The organism is Helicobacter sp. 12S02232-10 (genome assembly GCF_002272895.1).
Taxonomy (GTDB): Bacteria; Campylobacterota; Campylobacteria; order Campylobacterales; family Helicobacteraceae; genus Helicobacter_J.
This window is the reverse complement of sequence record NZ_MLAQ01000006.1, coordinates 64,500-83,399: the sequence shown is the minus strand read 5'-3', so window position 1 is coordinate 83,399 and position 18,900 is coordinate 64,500. Positions and strand designations below refer to the sequence as shown.

34 protein-coding genes are annotated in these 18,900 nt (G+C 35.3%); 31 read left to right on the top strand and 3 right to left on the bottom strand.

Annotation, left to right across the window (positions count from 1 at the left end; translation table 11 throughout):
• Positions 1-21: 21 nt before the first annotated feature.
• Together crdB and BKH41_RS06215 are read right to left on the bottom strand one after the other, a co-directional pair.
• The gene (gene crdB, locus BKH41_RS06220; RefSeq protein WP_095298081.1) at positions 22-1,212 is read right to left on the bottom strand and encodes a copper resistance outer membrane protein CrdB; all 1,191 of its coding nucleotides are present in this window, start codon (positions 1,210-1,212) and stop codon (positions 22-24) included.
• Positions 1,212-1,586, bottom strand: a complete 375-nt coding sequence (locus BKH41_RS06215; RefSeq protein ID WP_095298079.1) for a FixH family protein — start codon at positions 1,584-1,586, stop codon at positions 1,212-1,214. Before BKH41_RS06215 ends, crdB begins: the two co-directional genes overlap by 1 nt.
• Positions 1,587-1,826: 240 nt before the next feature.
• On the opposite strand from BKH41_RS06215, the gene fumC reads away from it, so the two are divergent.
• Complete coding sequence (gene fumC, locus BKH41_RS06210; protein ID WP_095298077.1) at positions 1,827-3,218, top strand: class II fumarate hydratase; 1,392 nt, start codon at positions 1,827-1,829, stop codon at positions 3,216-3,218.
• Between the two features lie 4 nt (positions 3,219-3,222).
• On the top strand, positions 3,223-3,801 hold the full coding sequence (locus tag BKH41_RS06205; RefSeq protein WP_095298075.1) for a ribonuclease HII: 579 nt from the start codon (positions 3,223-3,225) through the stop codon (positions 3,799-3,801).
• Between the two features lie 50 nt (positions 3,802-3,851).
• On the opposite strand, the gene BKH41_RS06200 is transcribed toward BKH41_RS06205, so the two are convergent.
• Positions 3,852-4,901, bottom strand: coding sequence for an ATP-binding protein (locus BKH41_RS06200; protein ID WP_095298073.1), 1,050 nt, complete (start codon positions 4,899-4,901; stop codon positions 3,852-3,854).
• Between the two features lie 185 nt (positions 4,902-5,086).
• Here BKH41_RS06200 and rpsJ point away from each other — a divergent pair, with 185 nt between their 5' ends.
• The 29 genes from rpsJ to rplQ all read left to right on the top strand — a co-directional run bounded on the left by rpsJ (position 5,087) and on the right by rplQ (position 18,843).
• A complete protein-coding gene (rpsJ, locus tag BKH41_RS06195; protein ID WP_095298068.1) occupies positions 5,087-5,401 on the top strand; it encodes a 30S ribosomal protein S10 in 315 nt (104 codons plus the stop codon).
• Positions 5,402-5,416: 15 nt separating this feature from the next.
• Positions 5,417-5,995, top strand: a complete 579-nt coding sequence (gene rplC / locus BKH41_RS06190; protein ID WP_095298066.1) for a 50S ribosomal protein L3 — start codon at positions 5,417-5,419, stop codon at positions 5,993-5,995.
• 13 nt (positions 5,996-6,008) lie between these two features.
• Positions 6,009-6,626 (top strand): 50S ribosomal protein L4, encoded by a 618-nt coding sequence (gene rplD / locus BKH41_RS06185; protein ID WP_095298064.1) that lies wholly within the window; start codon positions 6,009-6,011, stop codon positions 6,624-6,626.
• An 11-nt stretch (positions 6,627-6,637) separates the two neighbouring features.
• Complete coding sequence (locus tag BKH41_RS06180; protein WP_095298062.1) at positions 6,638-6,919, top strand: 50S ribosomal protein L23; 282 nt, start codon at positions 6,638-6,640, stop codon at positions 6,917-6,919.
• Between the two features lie 11 nt (positions 6,920-6,930).
• Positions 6,931-7,758: a 50S ribosomal protein L2 gene (rplB, locus tag BKH41_RS06175; RefSeq protein WP_095298059.1), complete on the top strand. Its 828-nt coding sequence runs from the start codon at positions 6,931-6,933 to the stop codon at positions 7,756-7,758.
• A gap of 10 nt (positions 7,759-7,768) precedes the next feature.
• Positions 7,769-8,050, top strand: a complete 282-nt coding sequence (gene rpsS, locus BKH41_RS06170) for a 30S ribosomal protein S19 (RefSeq protein ID WP_095298057.1) — start codon at positions 7,769-7,771, stop codon at positions 8,048-8,050.
• 9 nt (positions 8,051-8,059) lie between these two features.
• A complete protein-coding gene (rplV, locus tag BKH41_RS06165) occupies positions 8,060-8,482 on the top strand; it encodes a 50S ribosomal protein L22 (RefSeq protein ID WP_095298055.1) in 423 nt (140 codons plus the stop codon).
• A gap of 2 nt (positions 8,483-8,484) precedes the next feature.
• Positions 8,485-9,189, top strand: a complete 705-nt coding sequence (gene rpsC / locus BKH41_RS06160) for a 30S ribosomal protein S3 (RefSeq protein WP_095298053.1) — start codon at positions 8,485-8,487, stop codon at positions 9,187-9,189.
• Between the two features lie 5 nt (positions 9,190-9,194).
• Positions 9,195-9,620 (top strand): 50S ribosomal protein L16, encoded by a 426-nt coding sequence (gene rplP / locus BKH41_RS06155; protein WP_095298051.1) that lies wholly within the window; start codon positions 9,195-9,197, stop codon positions 9,618-9,620.
• A complete protein-coding gene (gene rpmC, locus BKH41_RS06150; protein WP_095298049.1) occupies positions 9,607-9,795 on the top strand; it encodes a 50S ribosomal protein L29 in 189 nt (62 codons plus the stop codon). The genes rplP and rpmC overlap by 14 nt, the downstream gene beginning before the upstream one ends.
• 2 nt (positions 9,796-9,797) lie before the next feature.
• Positions 9,798-10,058: a 30S ribosomal protein S17 gene (gene rpsQ / locus BKH41_RS06145; RefSeq protein ID WP_095298047.1), complete on the top strand. Its 261-nt coding sequence runs from the start codon at positions 9,798-9,800 to the stop codon at positions 10,056-10,058.
• Between the two features lies 1 nt (position 10,059).
• Positions 10,060-10,428 carry a 50S ribosomal protein L14 gene (gene rplN, locus BKH41_RS06140; RefSeq protein ID WP_095298045.1) on the top strand — a complete coding sequence of 123 codons (369 nt, stop codon included), beginning with the start codon at positions 10,060-10,062 and terminating at the stop codon, positions 10,426-10,428.
• Entirely contained in the window at positions 10,428-10,661 is a 234-nt protein-coding gene (gene rplX, locus BKH41_RS06135) for a 50S ribosomal protein L24 (protein WP_095298043.1), read from the top strand. Before rplN ends, rplX begins: the two co-directional genes overlap by 1 nt.
• Before the next feature lie 2 nt (positions 10,662-10,663).
• Entirely contained in the window at positions 10,664-11,209 is a 546-nt protein-coding gene (gene rplE, locus BKH41_RS06130) for a 50S ribosomal protein L5 (RefSeq protein ID WP_095298041.1), read from the top strand.
• A 1-nt stretch (position 11,210) separates the two neighbouring features.
• Positions 11,211-11,396 carry a type Z 30S ribosomal protein S14 gene (locus BKH41_RS06125; protein ID WP_095298039.1) on the top strand — a complete coding sequence of 62 codons (186 nt, stop codon included), beginning with the start codon at positions 11,211-11,213 and terminating at the stop codon, positions 11,394-11,396.
• A 9-nt stretch (positions 11,397-11,405) separates the two neighbouring features.
• Complete coding sequence (gene rpsH, locus BKH41_RS06120) at positions 11,406-11,801, top strand: 30S ribosomal protein S8 (protein WP_095298037.1); 396 nt, start codon at positions 11,406-11,408, stop codon at positions 11,799-11,801.
• Positions 11,802-11,811: 10 nt separating this feature from the next.
• Positions 11,812-12,348, top strand: coding sequence for a 50S ribosomal protein L6 (gene rplF / locus BKH41_RS06115; RefSeq protein WP_095298035.1), 537 nt, complete (start codon positions 11,812-11,814; stop codon positions 12,346-12,348).
• 15 nt (positions 12,349-12,363) lie between these two features.
• On the top strand, positions 12,364-12,720 hold the full coding sequence (gene rplR / locus BKH41_RS06110; protein ID WP_095298033.1) for a 50S ribosomal protein L18: 357 nt from the start codon (positions 12,364-12,366) through the stop codon (positions 12,718-12,720).
• A gap of 9 nt (positions 12,721-12,729) precedes the next feature.
• Positions 12,730-13,170: a 30S ribosomal protein S5 gene (gene rpsE / locus BKH41_RS06105; RefSeq protein ID WP_095298031.1), complete on the top strand. Its 441-nt coding sequence runs from the start codon at positions 12,730-12,732 to the stop codon at positions 13,168-13,170.
• A gap of 9 nt (positions 13,171-13,179) precedes the next feature.
• Positions 13,180-13,581 carry a 50S ribosomal protein L15 gene (gene rplO / locus BKH41_RS06100; protein ID WP_095298029.1) on the top strand — a complete coding sequence of 134 codons (402 nt, stop codon included), beginning with the start codon at positions 13,180-13,182 and terminating at the stop codon, positions 13,579-13,581.
• Positions 13,581-14,840, top strand: a complete 1,260-nt coding sequence (gene secY, locus BKH41_RS06095) for a preprotein translocase subunit SecY (RefSeq protein ID WP_095298027.1) — start codon at positions 13,581-13,583, stop codon at positions 14,838-14,840. The genes rplO and secY overlap by 1 nt, the downstream gene beginning before the upstream one ends.
• A complete protein-coding gene (gene map, locus BKH41_RS06090; protein ID WP_095298025.1) occupies positions 14,840-15,598 on the top strand; it encodes a type I methionyl aminopeptidase in 759 nt (252 codons plus the stop codon). Before secY ends, map begins: the two co-directional genes overlap by 1 nt.
• Before the next feature lie 2 nt (positions 15,599-15,600).
• On the top strand, positions 15,601-15,819 hold the full coding sequence (infA, locus tag BKH41_RS06085; RefSeq protein WP_095225576.1) for a translation initiation factor IF-1: 219 nt from the start codon (positions 15,601-15,603) through the stop codon (positions 15,817-15,819).
• Between the two features lie 114 nt (positions 15,820-15,933).
• The gene (gene rpmJ, locus BKH41_RS06080; RefSeq protein ID WP_066340782.1) at positions 15,934-16,047 is read left to right on the top strand and encodes a 50S ribosomal protein L36; all 114 of its coding nucleotides are present in this window, start codon (positions 15,934-15,936) and stop codon (positions 16,045-16,047) included.
• Between the two features lie 3 nt (positions 16,048-16,050).
• Positions 16,051-16,413, top strand: coding sequence for a 30S ribosomal protein S13 (gene rpsM, locus BKH41_RS06075; RefSeq protein WP_095298023.1), 363 nt, complete (start codon positions 16,051-16,053; stop codon positions 16,411-16,413).
• A gap of 13 nt (positions 16,414-16,426) precedes the next feature.
• Positions 16,427-16,822 carry a 30S ribosomal protein S11 gene (rpsK, locus tag BKH41_RS06070; RefSeq protein WP_095298021.1) on the top strand — a complete coding sequence of 132 codons (396 nt, stop codon included), beginning with the start codon at positions 16,427-16,429 and terminating at the stop codon, positions 16,820-16,822.
• Positions 16,823-16,833: 11 nt separating this feature from the next.
• Positions 16,834-17,460: a 30S ribosomal protein S4 gene (gene rpsD, locus BKH41_RS06065; RefSeq protein WP_095298019.1), complete on the top strand. Its 627-nt coding sequence runs from the start codon at positions 16,834-16,836 to the stop codon at positions 17,458-17,460.
• 15 nt (positions 17,461-17,475) lie between these two features.
• Positions 17,476-18,483 carry a DNA-directed RNA polymerase subunit alpha gene (locus tag BKH41_RS06060; protein WP_095298017.1) on the top strand — a complete coding sequence of 336 codons (1,008 nt, stop codon included), beginning with the start codon at positions 17,476-17,478 and terminating at the stop codon, positions 18,481-18,483.
• 9 nt (positions 18,484-18,492) lie between these two features.
• Entirely contained in the window at positions 18,493-18,843 is a 351-nt protein-coding gene (gene rplQ / locus BKH41_RS06055; protein ID WP_095298015.1) for a 50S ribosomal protein L17, read from the top strand.
• Positions 18,844-18,900: the final 57 nt, after the last annotated feature.

The window sequence follows — 18,900 nt, the reverse complement described above, 5'->3', positions numbered from 1 at the left end:
TTATTTTCCTTTTATAAAAAATCACTCCAAACCTTTGAGGTTTTGTAAATTTAAATATGCAATGTTAAGTTCGCTTAAAATTTCGAGTTTTGAGAGTTCAGTATTGATCTCATCATTTAAAGCATTATAAAAAGAGGCATAATCTGCTCCCGATGTGGGTAGATTTTCTTTATAAATCTGCACAATTTGAGCGTTGGCTCCCAAAATATCCTTGTTGATAATTTCAAGATTTTTTTGGAGTGTTTTGATTTTTTTGATAAGCCCCATCGCGGTATGGATAGCCCTGTTTCTAGCGTCTTCTATCCCATCTTTTGAGATCAGGCTTTCTTGTTTTTTTTGTTCGATCAGATTGGTTTGTTTGCCATATGCGGGCAATGGAATAGCCACACCCACAGCAAACATATCAAAAGTATCTGAACGCCGAAAATAAGAGATGTTTAAATTGACATCTCCCAATAAACTTTTTTTAGCCAGTGCCAATTCTTTTTTGGCTCCATTTTCTTGAAGCATTGCAATTTTGATATCATAATTGGTTTCTTTTACCTTTTCGATTTCTTTATTTGCATCTAAATTCACATCTTTTGGCGCAAGGCTTAAAAAGTCCAAAGACTCAAAGCTTAGTTCGCTTATTGCAATTTTGGCGTCGTTGAGTGAATTTTCAAGATTGTTTTTACGGATTTCAAGTTGGGCTTTGAGTATTTTTAGCTTGGCTATTGAGAGAGTATTGGGATTGCTTAAGCCTTGAGCTTGATTAAGTACAATTTGGAGATTTTTAATTGCATTTTTAAGCAGTTCCATTTCTTGAGTATTTTTGTAAGAATTAATGGCGCTGATAAAAATGTTGATCGCATATTGTTGTTTGAGTTTTTTGAGTTCCAAAATCTTGCTTTGTTTTTGAATATCTACAATTTTAGACTGTGTATTTTTTTTGCCGTTAAGGTCAATTTTTTGAGAAAGCCCTACGCTGATATTTTGCATATAGCTTGAATTTAAAATGAATGGGTTATTGATATTGGCATTGTTGTAACCTAGACTTAAAATAGGATCTTCCCATTTTCCAGCTACTTTAGCCTGTGCTTCTAGGGCTTTGATTTGAGTTTCAAGGCTTTGAATTTTTTTGTTATTCCTCAAATATTTTTGAGACACGCTTTGAATATCCAAAGCGTGTATGCTTGCACCCAATAAGAGGAATATAATGATTTTGTAAATCATTATAAATCAATACTCGTTTTATTTTTATAAATTTTGCCATTGAACTCTATATCAATACGAATTTGCCAAGTGCCATTCATTGGTAAATTGACTTTTGCTTCATACGAACCATCTTTTTCAGTGATTTGAGCAGTTTCATTCATCGCGGGCATACCACTCATCTCAGGCATTATAAATCTGACCCTCATTTTTGCTCCCTTAAGGCTTGATCCATTTGCATTTGGAATGAGAATGAAAGTGTTTTCTCCTGATACTGGATTACCGATTGATTTGATTTGAAGATCTAAATCTTTTGTTTTGAGATTTTGCTCCCATGCTCCCAACCAAGTAGCCCATACCAATACGATGATTGAAATGATTTTTAAATGCTTCATTAGTGACTCCTTAAAAAAAATTTGCAGAAGTATAGAAATGTTTTGTGGAAGCAGTGTGGAATTTTAAATCCTCAATTTTTGAATAGATATTTTTGTAAGCAATTCAAGGATTTTTGCCTCTGTAAGAAGTATTAAATATTGAAATATCAAGCATTTTAAGTTCTTTCTGATAAAACTTAATTGTTGCTTAATATTTAAATTTGATGGTAAAATGTAAAAAAATACTTGAAAGGATTAAGAATGAATTATCGAATCGAGCACGACACAATGGGCGATGTTAAAGTCGAGGATTCAAGATATTGGGGTGCTCAAACCCAAAGAAGTTTTGAAAATTTTAAAATAGGCATTGAAAAAATGCCCAAAGAACTTATTTATGCCTTTGCTAAACTTAAGAGATCACTAGGAGTTGTCAATCATTCGTTGGGCAAGCTAGATGAAAAAAAATCTAAAGCTATCATTCAGGCTTGTGATGAGATTTTAGAAGGAAAATTTGATGATATGTTTCCTTTGGCAATTTGGCAGACAGGGAGTGGTACGCAAACAAATATGAATCTCAATGAAGTGATTGCTAATAGAGCCACTGAAATTATGGGCGGAGACTTTAGAAAAGAAAAACTTGTGCATCCAAACGATCACGTTAATATGTCTCAAAGCTCAAACGATACCTTTCCGACTGCAATGCATATCGTTTCAGTGTTGGAAATCGCTCACAAGCTGTTACCTTCCTTAGATAGGCTTCACGCAACTCTCAAACAGAAATCTGAAGAATTCAAAGATATTATCAAGATCGGCAGGACACACTTACAAGATGCTACACCTTTGACGCTTGGACAGGAATTTAGCGGGTATGTGAGTATGTTGGAGCATTCTAAGGCGCAAATTCAAAATTCTTTAGAGCAGCTTAGAGAATTAGCTATCGGAGGAACTGCTGTGGGAACGGGGATTAATGCCCATCCTAAGCTTGGTGAGAAAGTCAGTGAGGAGCTTTCTAAATTTACGGGAGAAAAATTTGTCTCTTCGCCTAATAAGTTCCACGCACTTACTGCTCACGATGCTTTGGTATTTGCACACGGAGCACTTAAAGGTTTGGCGGCAAATTTGATGAAGATTGCCAATGATGTCCGTTGGCTTGCTTCAGGTCCTAGATGCGGACTTGGGGAGTTGAACATTCCTGAAAATGAGCCTGGAAGCTCAATTATGCCCGGAAAGGTCAATCCGACTCAATGTGAAGCTGTTACGATGGTTGCTGTTCAGGTAATGGGGAATGATGCTGCGATTGGTTTTGGGGCAAGTCAAGGTAATTTTGAACTCAATGTTTTCAAGCCTGTGTTGATTTATAATTTTTTGCAGAGTTTGAGTTTGTTGGCTGATTGTATGGATTCTTTTAATCAACATTGCGCTAAGGGCATTGAACCAAATTTAGAAAAAATTGATTACAATCTCCATCATTCTTTGATGCTTGTTACTGCTCTAAATCCTCATATAGGCTATGAAAATGCCGCAAAAGTGGCTAAAAATGCCCATAAAAAAGGAATCAGTCTTAAAGAATCTTGTGTAGAATTGGGACTTTTGAGTGCAGAAGATTTTGATAGATTTGTCATTCCTGCTAATATGATTAAACCTAAGGAATAGGAGATTGATCTGCGGTATAGATGAAGCTGGTAGGGGTAGTTTATGCGGAAGTATGTTCATCGTTGGTGTTGCTTGTAATGAGGCTAAAGCAAAATGGATGAGTTCTATAGGGATTAAAGATAGCAAAAAACTTTCCAAATCTAAGCGCTTTGAACTTGCTGAAAGATTATTAGAGTCTGAGGATGTGCATATTCATATTGTTGAAAAAACTTGCGCAGAGATTGATGTACAAGGCTTAAGTGCTTGTCTGAGAGAAGCTCTTCAAGAAATTATTGGGCATTTGCTTGCTTTTAGTAGGGATTTTTATATGGATGGTAATACGCTTTTTGGGCTTAAAAGTACAACTGATTATGATTTGAAGTGTTTGGTTAAAGGAGATGATAAAGTTCCTCAAATCTCAGCAGCTTCTATCATTGCTAAGACTTCCAAAGATGCTCAAATGCTCAAATTAGATACGCTTGATCCTCGATATGGTTTTAAAAATAATGCAGGCTATGGAACAAAGAATCATTTAGAAGCTATCAAAGTTTATGGCTACACGCAGTGGCATCGTAAAAGCTTTGCTATAGGTCAAAATCATTAGATTAAATCAATTTAGATTTTTAAGGCATAAGTTTTGAACTGATGTCAAATTTATGATTCTCCTAGCGCGAAATTTATAAAACTTACTGCTTTCCATTTGCCATAAGGTGTTTTTCTTTCATATTCGTAGTTGATAGTAATGATTGTGATCAGTGAAAACTTTTTTTGGATCTTGGCAATTTTTTCTTCAATCATTTCTTGTGTTGGAAAAGCTAGAGCAATGTAGGCACAGGAATCTTGTGTCAAAAAATCACATCCTTCATCATAAAAGAGGGTTTGGTTTTTGCCTAAGAGTTCTAAAAAAATCATATTTTCAAAAATAGCGTGGAAAGATTTGATCGACATAAATGCATAAGGCAGAGAAAAATCATAAAAATAGAGTTTCTTGGATTTGGATTTATCTTCTTTGTGAGGCAAAAAATAAATGGTTTTGGTTGCTTGGAATTCATTGATGCATTCATAGATTTTGTCTTTTGAGATTTTATTTTGTTTTTTTATTTGCGTGTAGATTTGATTGATAGTGATTTTGTGTGCTTGATAGGGAATGATATTTTGGAAAAGGCGAGCATTTGAGTTAAGAGCCAAAAAAATAATTTCTTGTTTTCTGGGTATTTTTTGATATTCGTTGAGGTATTGAATTTCAGGTAAATTTCCATCTTTTAGAAAATGATTAAACAGAGCATTGATAGAAAGATTTTTTTTATCGAAACTGATATATTCTTCGAAACTTAGCGGTTCTATGGCCTTAGATAGAAAGTTTTTGGAAACGTTGATGTTTTGGGACGATGTGATTAAGATCACATTTTCAAGATTTGGAAGAGAGAAACTATCGTGGAAATTATCTACGATGAGTATGTCAATTTTTTTCTCCAAATAAAGTTTGAGCAACAAGGGTTTAATCGATTCTATATCGGTTCTAGGATCGTTGCAGTCAATATAAGCAGGTTTTTTAAAACGCTTAGCAAAATCTAATGCAAGCGAAGTTTTTCCGGATTTGGGAGGACCAAACAGATGGATTTTGTTTGATTTTAGATTGAATCGGCGTGGCAAAATCGTAAAATTTTGTATTTTATCAATGAAGTTTTGTTCCAAGTCTTGCATAATAATCCGTTTTTGTTTTGAAGGATAGCATAATTTCCTTTTAATAAGGAAATGATTTTATAGTAAAAATACGAAAAATAGGATAAAACCTTGACTATCACAATATATTTTTCATATAATGCGCTTTCCAATTTTTGGTAATTACATCTATTTTGATGAGTTCTTTGCAAAGGAAGTAAATAATAATGGAAAAAATCAGACTTAAGCTCAAAGCCTATGATCACAGAGTTTTAGACAGATCTGTCGCATCGATTGTGGAGGCAGTAAAAAGAACAGGTTCAGATATAAGGGGACCTATTCCATTGCCTACGAAAAACAGAAGATATACAGTTTTGCGTTCTCCGCATATTAATAAAGACTCTAGAGAACAGTTTGAAATCAGGGTACATAGCAGGGTTATTGATATTATGTCTGCGACGCCTGAAACAGTGGATAGTCTTATGAAGCTTGATTTAGCTCCTGAAGTTGATGTAGAAGTAACTTCGATGGAAAATAAATAAGGCAAAGGATAGAGAATGGAATTTTTAGTAGAAAAAATTGGTATGAGCAGAACGATAGGTTCTCCAAGTATTCCTGTGACTTTATTGAAAGTTTTCAATGCTAAAGTTTGCCAAGTGTATGAAAATGGTAAAGCATTAGTAGCTTATGCCAATGGCAAGCAATTTAATAAGTCGATAGAGGGGCAGCAAAAAAAATATAATTTGAGCAAAGAATTCAACCATTTTGCGACTTTGATTGTTGCGAACAAAGAAATTGGTGATTTGGATTCTACAGTACTTGAAAATGCCAAAAAGCTTAAGATTACCTTTTATACAAAAGGTCGAGGATTTTCTGGCGCAATGAAACGTTGGAATTTTCAAGGAGGGCCTGCTGCCCACGGAAGTAGATTCCATAGAAGACTTGGTTCGATCGGAAATCGCGAGTGGCCTGGAAGAGTTCAGCCGGGTAAAAAGATGGCAGGTCATTATGGAAATGAAAAAGTCACCGGACAAAATGAAATCGTTTCTTTTGACAAAGAAAGCGGAATTTTGGCTGTCAAAGGTTCTGTAGCAGGATTTTCCGGTGCCTATGGCAAAATATTGATTACAAAATGATAAGGATTAAATAATGAGTAAGGCAGCAGTATTAGATAATCAGCTCAAAAAGATAAGCGAAATCGACTTACCTCAAAAATACGATCAGATTAATGAACATAATTTATATCTTTATGTTAAGTCTTATTCTGCTTCTCTCCGAGCTAATAGTGCAAATGCTAAAAATCGTAGCGAAGTTAGTGGTGGGGGTAAAAAACCTTGGAGTCAAAAAGGTGGCGGAAGGGCAAGAGCGGGAAGTATTACTTCTCCTATATTTGTTGGCGGGGGTGTTTCTCATGGACCTACCAATAATCGAAATTATGATCTCAAAATAAACAAGAAACAAAAAAAGCTTGCGCTTGAATATGCACTCAAACAAAAAGCCGAAAACTCTAAGCTTTATTTGATTGATAGTATTTCGGTTGCTACAGGTAAAACAAAAGATGCGAATGAAATGTTTAAGTCTTTAAATGAAAGAAGTGTTTTGTTTGTTTGTCAAATGAGTGATGAATCCACATTTTTAGCTTTTAGAAATTTGAAGAGTTGTTATTTGGTGGACGCAAATGAATTGAATGCATATTTGGTTGCAGCTTTCAATTCTGTTGTGATGGAAAAAGCGGTCTTTGATGAGATCATTCAATCCAAACGATAGGGAAGGTCAATATGGCAGATATAACAGATATTAAATCAATGCTCTATACAGAGAAATCTTTGTCAATGCAAGAGAGTGGCATAATGGTTGTTCAAACTTCAAGCAAAGTAACGAAAAATCAATTGAAGCAGGTTTTTAAAGATTATTTCGGTTTTACTCCTTTGCGAATCAATTCTTTGAGACAAGAAGGCAAAATAAAGCGTTTTAAAGGAAAAATCGGACAAAGAAATTCGTTTAAAAAATTTTATGTAAAAGTTCCAGAAGATGCGAAGATTCCTTCGCTCGCCGTGTAAGGAGTTAAGAAATGGCAATAAAAACCTATAAACCCTATACCCCTAGCAGAAGGTTTATGTCCGGACTCAGTTCGAAAGATATTACCTCTAAGCCAAGCGTAAAAAAATTGCTTGTAAAGTTGTCAGTAACTGCAGGAAGGAATAGTAATGGAAGAATTACAAGTCGTCATAAAGAAGGCGGAGCTAAAAAACTTTATCGTGTAATTGATTTTAAACGCAATAAATATAATATTGAAGGCAAGGTCGAAGCGATTGAATATGATCCCTATAGAAATTGTAGAATTGCTTTGGTCAGCTACCCTGATGGAGACAAGAGATATATTTTGCAACCCAGCGGTTTGAGTGTAGGCGATGCAATTGTTGCTGCTGAAGCAGGTCTTGATATTAAAACAGGATTTGCAATGAAGCTAAAAAGCATTCCTGTAGGAACCATTGTTCATAATATAGAAATGCATCCAGGTGCCGGAGGTCAATTGGCTAGGAGTGCGGGTGCAAGTGCTCAAATTATGGGTAGAGAAGGAAAATACACTATTCTTAGAATGCCAAGCGGAGAAATGAGATATATTCTTGATGAATGTATGGCAACCATTGGTGTTGTGGGAAATGAAGATTTTATCAATATTTCTATTGGTAAAGCAGGAAGAAACAGACACAGAGGTATCAGACCTCAAACTAGAGGTAGTGCGATGAACCCTGTAGATCACCCACACGGTGGTGGTGAGGGAAAAACAGGTTCTAGTGGTCATCCTGTTTCTCCTTGGGGACTTCCGGCTAAAGGCTATAAAACTAGACGCAAAAAAGCTAGTGATAGATTGATTATTTCTAGAAAGAAAAAATAAGGATATAAAAATGGCAAGATCAGTTAAAAAAGGTCCTTTTATTGATGATTATTTGATGAAAAAAACATTAAAAGCCAAAGAGGGAAAAGATAATAAACCCATTAAAACTTGGTCAAGAAGAAGCACTATACTGCCTGAAATGATAGGTTTTACTTATAATGTTCATAATGGCAGAGTGTTTATCCCAGTTTATGTTACAGAAAATCACGTTGGGTATAAATTAGGCGAATTTGCCCCTACGAGGACTTTTAAGGGGCATAAGGGCAGTGTCCAAAAAAAGATTGGAAAATAAGGAGAGTCTATGAGTAAAGCATTGTTAAGATATATTAGGCTTTCCCCAACAAAAGCCAGATTAGTTGCTAGAGAAGTTCAGGGTATGAATGCAGAACTTGCAATTGCTAGTTTGGAATTTACTCCCAATAAAGCTGCTCGAATTATTTCTAAAGTAATCGCTTCTGCTGTTGCCAACGGCGGATTTGATGCTCAGAATGTTTATGTTACTTCTTGTAGAGTTGATGCTGGTCCGGTTTTGAGAAGATTTATGCCTCGTGCTAAGGGTAGGGCAACACCAATTCGAAAACCAACTTCCCATATTTTGGTCGAAGTGGAAGATAAGCCGATTCAAAAAAACGCAAAGAAAACTTCTGTAAAAAATGAAAATTCTAAGACAATTTCAAAAAAATCTACTAAAGCAAGTAAAAAAACTGAAGGCGAGGATAAGTAATTATGGGACAAAAAGTTAATCCAATAGGTTTAAGATTAGGCATTAACAGAAACTGGATTTCAAGATGGTTTCCAAATACGCAAACCGCACCTTTAAATATTGCTGAAGATTATAAAATAAGAAAGTTCTTAAAAAAAGAGCTTTATTATGCTGGAGTGAGTGAAATTATCATTGAAAGAGCAGCAAAAAAACTTCGCGTGACTGTCGTAGCAGCTAGACCCGGTTTGATTATCGGAAAAAAAGGCGCAGATATTGAAAAGGTTAAGCAATCTTTAAAAATTCTTGTTCAAAAAGATATTTCAATTAATATTAAAGAAGTCAAGCGCCCTCAAGCAAATGCCCAGTTAGCAGCCGAAAATGTTGCGACACAGCTTGAGAAACGTGTCGCTTTTAGAAGAGCAATGAAAAAAGTGATGCAAACAGCCATAAAATCAGGTGCTAGAGGAATAAAAATTAAGGTTTCAGGAAGACTTGCTGGAGCTGAAATGGCAAGAACTGAATGGTATATGGAAGGTCGAGTTCCTCTCCATACTCTTCGAGCTAAAATTGATTATGGATTTGCTGAAGCTATGACTACTTATGGCATTATTGGAGTAAAAGTCTGGATTTTTAAAGGCGAGGTTCTGCAGAAAGGAATCCAACCTGAGAAGAAAGAAGATGAAAAAGATAGCAGAGATGCTAAGACTAAAAGTAGAAGAGGGAGATAATAGCGATGTTGATGCCAAAAAAAACAAAATATAGAAAACAAATGAAAGGCAGAAATAGAGGTAAATCTTTCAGAGGTTCTTCTTTGGCTTTTGGTGATATTGCCATCAAGGCTTTGGAACACGGACGAATTGATTCTAGACAAATTGAATCTGCACGTATTGCAATGACTAGGCATATTAAAAGAGCCGGAAAGGTTTGGATAAGAGTTTTCCCTGATAAGCCTTTGACAGCTAAGCCTCTTGAAACAAGAATGGGTAAAGGTAAAGGTTCTGTGGAAAAATGGGTAATGAATATCAAGCCCGGAAGAATCATTTATGAGATGACCGGTATTGATGAAGCTACTGCTAGAGAAGCTTTAGCTTTGGCTCAAAGCAAACTGCCATTCAAGACAAAAATCATAACCAGTGAGAGTGAAAATGAAGTTTATTGAGTTAAAAGACAAAGAAATAGAAGAATTAAAAAAGATGTTGGTTGAAAAAAAGTCCGAGCTTTTTGAATTGAAATTAAAGCTCAAAACAATGCAATTGAATAATCCCGGTCAAATTGCAGCAGTTAGAAAAGATATCGCTAGAATCAATACTGCGATATCTGCGAAGAAGGATTGAATATGAGTGAAAAACAGCCGCATAAGAGGATAATTCAAGGTAAAGTTGTCAGTAAAGCTGGCAACCAAAGTGCAGTTATTTTGGTTGAAAGAAAAGTTGTTCATCCCAAATACAGAAAAATTGTAAAAAGATTCAAAAAATATACTATACACGATCAAGAAAATTCTGTTAAAGTCGGAGATGTAGTGACTGCAATAGAATGCAAACCTATTTCTAAAACCAAAGCTTTTAGTTTAAAAGAAATTGTTTTGGTGGGGGTATAAAATGATACAAAGTTTTACGAGATTAACCGTAGCCGATAATAGTGGTGCAAAAGAGATTATGTGTATCAAGGTGTTAGGTGGTAGCCACAGAAGGTATGCTAGAGTGGGAGATGTGATTGTAGCATCCGTAAAAAAAGCTATTCCAAATGGGAAAGTCAAAAAAGGACAAGTAGTAAAAGCTGTGATTGTCAGAACAAAAAAAGAAATTCAGAGAGAAAATGGATCTTTGGTTCGGTTTGATGATAATGCTGCTGTTATTTTGGATGCAAAAAAAGAACCCATAGGTACAAGAATATTTGGTCCAGTCAGTAGAGAAGTGCGATATGCAAATTTTATGAAAATAGTATCGTTAGCTCCGGAGGTGTTATAGTGACAAAGTTTAAAATAAAAAAAGGCGACATGGTAAAAGTGATTGCTGGTGATGATAAAGGCAAAACAGGAAAAGTGATTACCTTGTTGCCAAAAACTGCACAGGTGATAGTAGAAGGCTGTAAAATTGCAAAAAAAGCCATCAAGCCCACAGATGATAATCCTAAAGGCGGATTTACGCAAAAAGAAATGCCTATGAGCATTTCAAATGTTAAAAAAGCTGAGGAGAAATAGTTATGTTTGGTTTGAAAAAAATCTATCAGGAAGAAGTGAGGGCAAAATTGACCTCTGAATTAGGAATCAAAAATCCTATGCTTTTGCCAAAGCTTGAAAAAATTATCATCAGTGTAGGTGCTGGCGATTATGCTAAAGATGCCAAAATTATGCAAAATATTGCTGATACTATTTCGCTTATCGCAGGACAAAAAGCTGTGATTACCTTGGCAAAAAAATCAGTCGCAGGTTTTAAGATGAGAGAAGGGATGGCAATGGGCGTGAAGGTTACGCTTAGAGGCAATCAAATGTATAATTTTTTAGAAAAACTTATTGTTATATCTTTGCCTAGAGTGAAAGACTTTAGAGGGGTATCTAGAAATGGGTTTGATGGCAGAGGAAATTATAGCTTTGGTTTGAATGAGCAACTGATGTTTCCTGAAGTGGCTTATGATGATATTATGGTGACTCACGGTATGAATATTACGATAGTTACTTCTACAGATAACGATAAAGAGGCATTCAAGTTGCTCGAACTGCTTGGCATGCCATTTGCAAAAGGAAAATAAAATGGCAAAAAAATCAATGATTGCTAAAACAAAAAGAAAAGCAAAATTTAGTGCAAGAAAATACAGCAGATGTCAGGTATGCGGAAGACCTCATTCTGTTTATAGAGATTTTGGACTTTGTAGAGTATGTTTAAGAAAAATGGGCAACGAAGGGTTGATCCCCGGACTTCGTAAAGCTAGTTGGTAAGGAAAAAATATGGTAAATGATATAATTGCAGATTCATTGACTCGACTAAGAAATGCTTCAATGAGAAGATTAGAGGTTACTAATCTTTATTACGCCAAGATTGTTGTTTCTATTCTTGATGTATGCAAGGCAAAAGGTTTTGTAAAAGATTATAATGTTAATGATAAAGATGGAAAGCAATCTATTTCTGTTCAATTGGCATACGATGAAAGAGGGTATCCTCTCATCAATGAGATCAAGAGGATCAGTAAGCCAGGTAGAAGAGTCTATAAGGGACGGAATGAATTGAAGAAATTTAAAAACGGGTATGGCACGATTGTAGTCAGCACCAGCAAGGGTGTGATTGCCAATGAGGATGCTTACAAGCAAAATGTAGGCGGTGAAGCGCTTTGCAGCATATGGTAGGAGAAAAATAATGTCAAGAGTTGGAAAAAGACCTATTAGCATTCCAAATACGATTCAAACAATCGTTGAAGGAAGCAAAATTGTGTTTAAAAATGGTAAGATTACCAAAGAGCTCGAAACTTATGGAAGGGTTCAAATCAGCTTGAATGGGAATGAATTGAGTTTTCAATCTATAGATAGTGAATCACAATCTAGGGCATATTGGGGAACTTACAGAGCTTTAGCGAATAATATTGTTATAGGTATGACTTCAGGATTTAGCAAAGTACTTGAAATTAATGGTGTTGGCTATAAAGCTGCTGTTGCGGGTAAAACTCTTGAGCTTGCCTTAGGGTTTAGCCATCCGGTTAAATACCCTATACCTGAAGGTATTGAAATAACAGTTGATAAAAATACAATAACCATTAAAGGTAGTGATAAACAGCAAATCGGGCAGATTGCAGCAGAGATAAGAGAATTTAGGCCTCCAGAACCTTATAAGGGTAAAGGAATCAAATATAACGATGAGATAATCATACGTAAAGCCGGTAAAACTGCCAAAAAATAATTTAGGGGTATGAAGATGACAAGTAAGACTTTAGAAAGAAAAAAGAAACTTAGAGAAAAAAGAAAGCTTAGAGTCAAAGGTAAATTATTTGGAACAAATCTTAAACCTAGAATCAGCGTTTTCAGATCAAATAAATATTTATATGCACAGGCTATTGATGATGCAGGACATAGAACGCTTGTATGTGTTGATGGAAAGAAGATGGGTTTAGGCAACAATAAAGAAGATGCCAAAAACATCGCTAAAGCATTTGCAGAAAATTTAAAACAAGCTGGTATCAGTGAGGCTGTTTATGATAGGAATGGTTATTTATACCACGGCGTTATTGCTACTTTTGCAGAATCTCTAAGAGAAAATGGCATAGCCCTTTAAAGGAAAAATATGGAAATTAATAGAGAAGAATTCAGTGAAGTTGTTGTGAATATCGGGAGAGTTACAAAAGTTGTCAAAGGCGGAAGAAGATTTCGGTTTAATGCCCTTGTGGTCATTGGAAATAAAAATGGTCTTGTCGGATTTGGTTTGGGCAAGGCAAAAGAGGTTCCTGATGCAATTAAAAAGGCAGTTGATGATGCTTTTAAAAATATTATTCAAGTGAATATTAAGGGTACAACTATTCCTCACGATATTGAACATAAATATAATGCAAGTAAAATTCTCTTGAAACCTGCAAGCGAAGGAACTGGAGTTATTGCAGGGGGTTCTGCAAGACCAGTGATTGAATTGGCTGGAATTAAGGATATTTTGACAAAATCTTTAGGTTCGAATAATCCTTATAATGTTGTGAGGGCAACTGTTGATGCACTTGCTAGAATCAAGATATAAGGAGTTTTTATGTCATTAGAAAATTTAAAACCGGCTTTTGGGAGCGTAAGGGACATTAAACGAGTGGGTAGAGGTCAAGGAAGTGGTATGGGAAAAACTTCTACTCGAGGAGGAAAAGGGCAAACTGCTAGAAGCGGTTATAAAGCAAAAAGAGGTTTTGAGGGCGGACAACAACCCCTTCAAAGAAGATTGCCCAAAATCGGCTTTAGGACAAAGATTCAAAAGCCTTATGTTATTAACATAGAGAAATTCAAAAATATCGCCGACCTTTCTGAAATTACTTTTGAAACAATAAGAAGTGTGCATAAATTTCCTTCTTATATAGAAAAAATTAAAATTATTGGAGTAAGTTCCCATAATTTATCAGAGAAAATTAAAGATGAACGAATTAGGACTAGCGGACAAAAATAATGAATAAAACAATTATCGGTAAAATATTTATCACTTTAGGGTTTTTGTTTTTATACAGAATCTTGGCATATATACCTATCCCCGGAGTTGATTTGGCGGCGATCAAAGCTTTTTTTGATAATAATTCTGGCAATGCTTTAGGTTTGTTTAATATGTTTAGCGGGGATGCAGTTTCTCGTTTGAGCATCATTTCACTTGGAGTTATGCCCTACATTACAGCTTCGATTGTAATGGAGTTGCTTGCAGCAACATTTCCAAATTTGGCAAAGATGAAAAAAGAGCGTGATGGAATGCAAAAATATATGCAGATTGTTCGTTATGCTACAATTTTTATTACTCTCATACAAGCAGTAAGTGTTTCGTTTGGTCTTAGAAGCATCGGAAATGGACCAAATGGTGCAATTATGATTGATATGCAGACATTTTTAATTATTTCTACTTTTTCTATGCTGACTGGTACAATGCTTTTAATGTGGATTGGAGAGCAGATTACTCAAAGAGGGGTTGGGAATGGGATTAGTTTGATTATCTTTGCAGGTATCGTTTCGGGTATCCCTTCTGCAATTGCTGGAACATTCAATCTTGCCAATACTGGGGTGATTAATTTCTTAGTGCTTATTGGTATATTTGTGATTATTTTAGCTACGGTTTTTATCATCATTTATATTGAGCTTGCCGAGAGAAGAATCCCTGTTTCTTATGCAAGAAAAGTCATTATGCAAAATCAAAACAAACGCATTATGAACTATATTCCGATCAAACTTAATTTAAGCGGTGTTATTCCGCCAATTTTTGCTTCAGCCTTATTGGTATTTCCATCAACAATCTTGCAGGCTTCTTCAAATAAGACAATACAGGCCATAGCAGATTTTTTAAGCCCTCATGGGTATGCATACAATGTCTTGATGTTTTTGTTGGTGATATTTTTTGCCTATTTTTATTCATCTATCGTTTTTAATTCAAAAGATATCGCTGATAATTTGAAACGTCAGGGTGGCTATATACCTGGAATGAGACCAGGGGAAGGCACTTCTTCATTCTTAAATTCGGTTGCGAGCAATCTTACTTTTTGGGGTTCATTGTACTTAGCTTTAATTTCTACATTACCTTGGATACTTGTTAAGGGGATGGGGGTTCCGTTTTATTTCGGAGGGACTGCCGTTTTGATTGTTGTTCAAGTGGCTATAGATACGATGCGAAAAATAGAGGCTCAAATTTATATGAATAAATATAAAACATTGAGTGCGGTAGGTTTTTAGTGTCTATTAATATTAGGAATACCAAAGAGATAGATTTTTTACGCAAGCCTAATTATATCGTTGGTCAGACGCTAAAGCTTTTGCAAGATTATGCACAAGAGGGTATCACTCTTTTGGAGCTTGATAAAATAGCTGAAGATTTTATCAGAAAAAATAGAGCAAGACCTGCGTTTAAGGGTTTATATGGCTTTCCTAATGCGGTTTGTATTTCTGTTAATTCTGTCATTATTCATGGAATTCCCAATGACTATTCGTTAAAATCTGGCGATATTGTGGGATTTGATGTGGGTGTTGAATTAGATGGATGGTATGGAGATGCAGCTGTTACTGTGGGTGTAGGAAAGATTTCTCAAAAAGATTGCGAGCTTATAGCTTGCGCTAAAGATACTTTATATGAAGCTATTGACCATATAAAAATAGGTCTTAGATTTAAAGAATTAAGTAAAATTATTGAGGATTGCATTCTAAAGAGAGGTTTTGTTCCTTTAAGGGGTTTTTGTGGTCACGGTATTGGCAGAAAACCTCACGAGGAACCTGAAATACCGAATTATTTAGATGGAAAGGTTATGACTTCTGGTCCTAAAATCAAGGAAGGGATGGTTTTTTGTCTGGAGCCTATGATTTGCCAATTAGATGGAGAGCCAAAAATTCTTCCCGATAAATGGGGCATAACATCTATTGATGGACTCAATGGAAGTCATTATGAACATACCATTGCAATTATAAATGGGAAACCTGAAATACTTACGGAGATATAAAGATGGCTAAAGATGATATTATAGAGGTGGATGGAAAGGTTTTGGAAGCTTTGCCCAATGCCACTTTTAAAGTCGAGCTGGATAATAAGCATATTGTATTGTGTCATATTGCCGGAAAAATGCGAATGCATTATATTAAAATCTTGCCTGGAGATAAAGTAAAGATTGAACTCACTCCTTATAGTCTAGATAAGGGCAGGATTACATTCAGATATAAATAAACTAAGAAGCTTTTAAACTTAATTTAGCTATTATTATAGCTTTTTAAGTCTTCGATTTATAAAATAGGGCTTTAAAAAGATTTTATGCTTTTGCATAAATTAAGGAGAAACAAAATGAAAGTTCGACCTTCGGTTAAAAAAATGTGTGATAAATGTAAAGTTATCAAGAGAAAAGGTGTTATTCGAGTAATTTGCTCGACTCCAAAACATAAACAAAGACAAGGATAAAATATGGCTAGAATTGCTGGTGTAGATTTGCCAAAAAAGAAAAGAGTTGAATATGCTCTTACTTATATTTACGGAATAGGACTAAAAAGCTCTAAAGATATTTTGAACGCCGTGAATATATCTTTTGATAAGCGAGTTAATGATCTCAGCGAAGATGAAGTCTCTGCAATTGCTAAAAAAATTCAAGAAGACTACATGGTTGAGGGTGATTTAAGAAAAAAAGTTCAAATGGATATCAAATCATTAATGGATCTCGGAAATTATCGTGGTCTTCGTCATAGAAAAGGATTGCCCGTGCGAGGTCAAACCACTAAAAATAACGCTCGCACAAGAAAAGGCAAGAAAAAAACAGTAGGTAGCAAATAAAGGAGGCTAATTTATGGCTAAAAGAAATACAGCAACTAAAAAAAGAATAATTAGAAAAAATATAGCTAAAGGAATTGTTTGCATATCTGCTTCATTCAATAATACCAATGTTACGATTACTGATGAAATGGGAAATGTGATTTGTTGGTCAACCGCAGGCGGACTTGGCTTTAAGGGTTCTAAGAAATCAACGCCTTATGCAGCCCAACAGGCTGTTGAAAACGCAATGGCTAAAGCAAAAGAACACGGAATCAAAGAGGTTGGTATCAAGGTTCAAGGACCTGGTAGCGGTAGAGAAACAGCCGTAAAAAGCGTTGGAACAGTTGAGGGAATTAAAGTTCTTTGGATAAAAGATGTTACACCATTGCCCCATAATGGTTGCAGACCTCCAAAAAGAAGAAGAGTGTAAGGGAGTATAGAATGGCAAGATATAGAGGACCCGTTGAAAAGTTAGAAAGACGATTTGGAGTATCGCTGGCTTTAAAAGGCGAAAGAAGATTGGCAGGCAAGAGTGCTTTGGATAAAAGACCTTATGGTCCGGGACAACACGGGCAAAAAAGAGGTAAGATTTCTGAATATGGCTTGCAACTTCGAGAGAAACAAAAAGCTAAAGTAATGTATGGTATTTCTGAAAAACAATTCAGGGCTATTTTTGTTGAGGCAAATAGACTTGATGGCAATACTGGGGAAAATCTTATTCGTTTGATTGAAAGAAGGCTTGATAATGTCGTTTATAGAATGGGATTTGCAACTACTAGAAGATTTGCCCGCCAATTGGTGTCACACGGGCATATTCTTGTAGATGGTAAAAGAGTCAATATTCCTTCGTATTTTGTACGCATAGGGCAAAAAATTGAAATCACAGAAAAGGCCAAAAATAATAATCAGATTATTCGAGCTATCGAATTAACTTCGCAAACAGGCATAGTTCCTTGGGTGGATGTGGAAAAAGATAAGAAATATGGTATTTTTACCCGTTATCCTGAAAGAGAAGAGGTTGTGATTCCGATAGAGGAAAGGCTCATTGTTGAGTTGTATTCTAAATAATTAGGCGGTGAAAGAATGAAAACTATTAAAACGGCTCCCTATATTCCTACGGATATCAATATAGAAGAGATCAGTAAAAACAGAATTAAAATATCAGCCTATCCTTTTGAGTCTGGATACGCCATTACTTTAGCTCATCCGATCAGGAGATTGCTACTTTCAAGCTCAGTTGGCTATGCTCCTATTGGTCTAAAGATTGAAGGCGTTGCACACGAATTTGATTCTGTTAGAGGCATATCAGAAGATGTTTCTCCTTTTATTGTTAATTTAAAAAATATTCGGTTTGTTAATAAATCTTTAGAAGACAATGATCGTCAGGTTGTAGTCGAGTATTCTTTCAAGGGTCCTATGGGGCTTACCGGAGCAGATTTGGTCAATGATGTTTTAGATGTTGTAAATAAAGATGCATATTTGGCTACCATCAATGAGGATGCTGTTCTCAATTTTTCTATTATCGTTCAAAAAGGCATTGGTTATGTCCCAAGTGAAGATGTCAGAGGCATTGTCCCTGAAGATTATATTCCTCTTGATGCGTATTTTACTCCTGTCAAAAAAGCAGTATATGAAATAGAAAATGTTTTGGTAGAAGATAATCCCAGTTATGAAAAAATAATTTTTGATATAGAGACAGATGGTCAAATTGAACCCTATAAAGCCTTTCAAGAGGCTATTGCAGTTATGCATTTGCAAATGAGTATTTTTGGTGCAGATGTGACTGCTGTCCCTGCTGTTTCTAAAAACTCTTCAGATGAAACCGTGGAATTGAAAGATTTGATGGTAAAAATCGATATGCTTAATTTAAGCGCACGATGCTTTAATTGTCTCGATAGAACAGGGATCAGATATGTCGGAGAATTGGTTTTAATGAGTGAAAACGATTTAAAAAATATTAAAAATATGGGTAAAAAATCTTATGATGAGATTGCAGAAAAACTTCAGGAATTGGGTTATCCTGTAGGTTCTGAGCTACCTGATGAATTAGTATTGTCTTTGAATAAAAAAATTATAAAGATGAAAAATTAAGGAGACAAAATGAGACATAATCACGGATATAGAAAGCTTGGTAGAACTTCTTCCCATAGAAAGGCTTTATTAAAAAATTTAGCAATCGCTTTGATTGAGCATAATAAAATAGAAACAGGCATTTTTAAAGCCAAGGAATTACAGTCTTATGTTGAGAAGCTTGTAAGTATAGCAAGAGTAGATAATTTCAATTCTCATCGTTTTGTATTTGCCTATTTGCAAAGTAAGTCTGCCACAAAAAAATTGATTGCTGAAATAGCCCCTAAGTATGTTGATAGAAAAGGTGGTTATACTAGAATCCAACGAACTCGTCTTAGAAGGGGTGACGCTTCTTCTATGGCTATTATAGAGTTTGTTTAAATCGGAACTTTTCCGATTTAATAAATTCATCTTCTTTTGCTTCATAAAATATTTTAT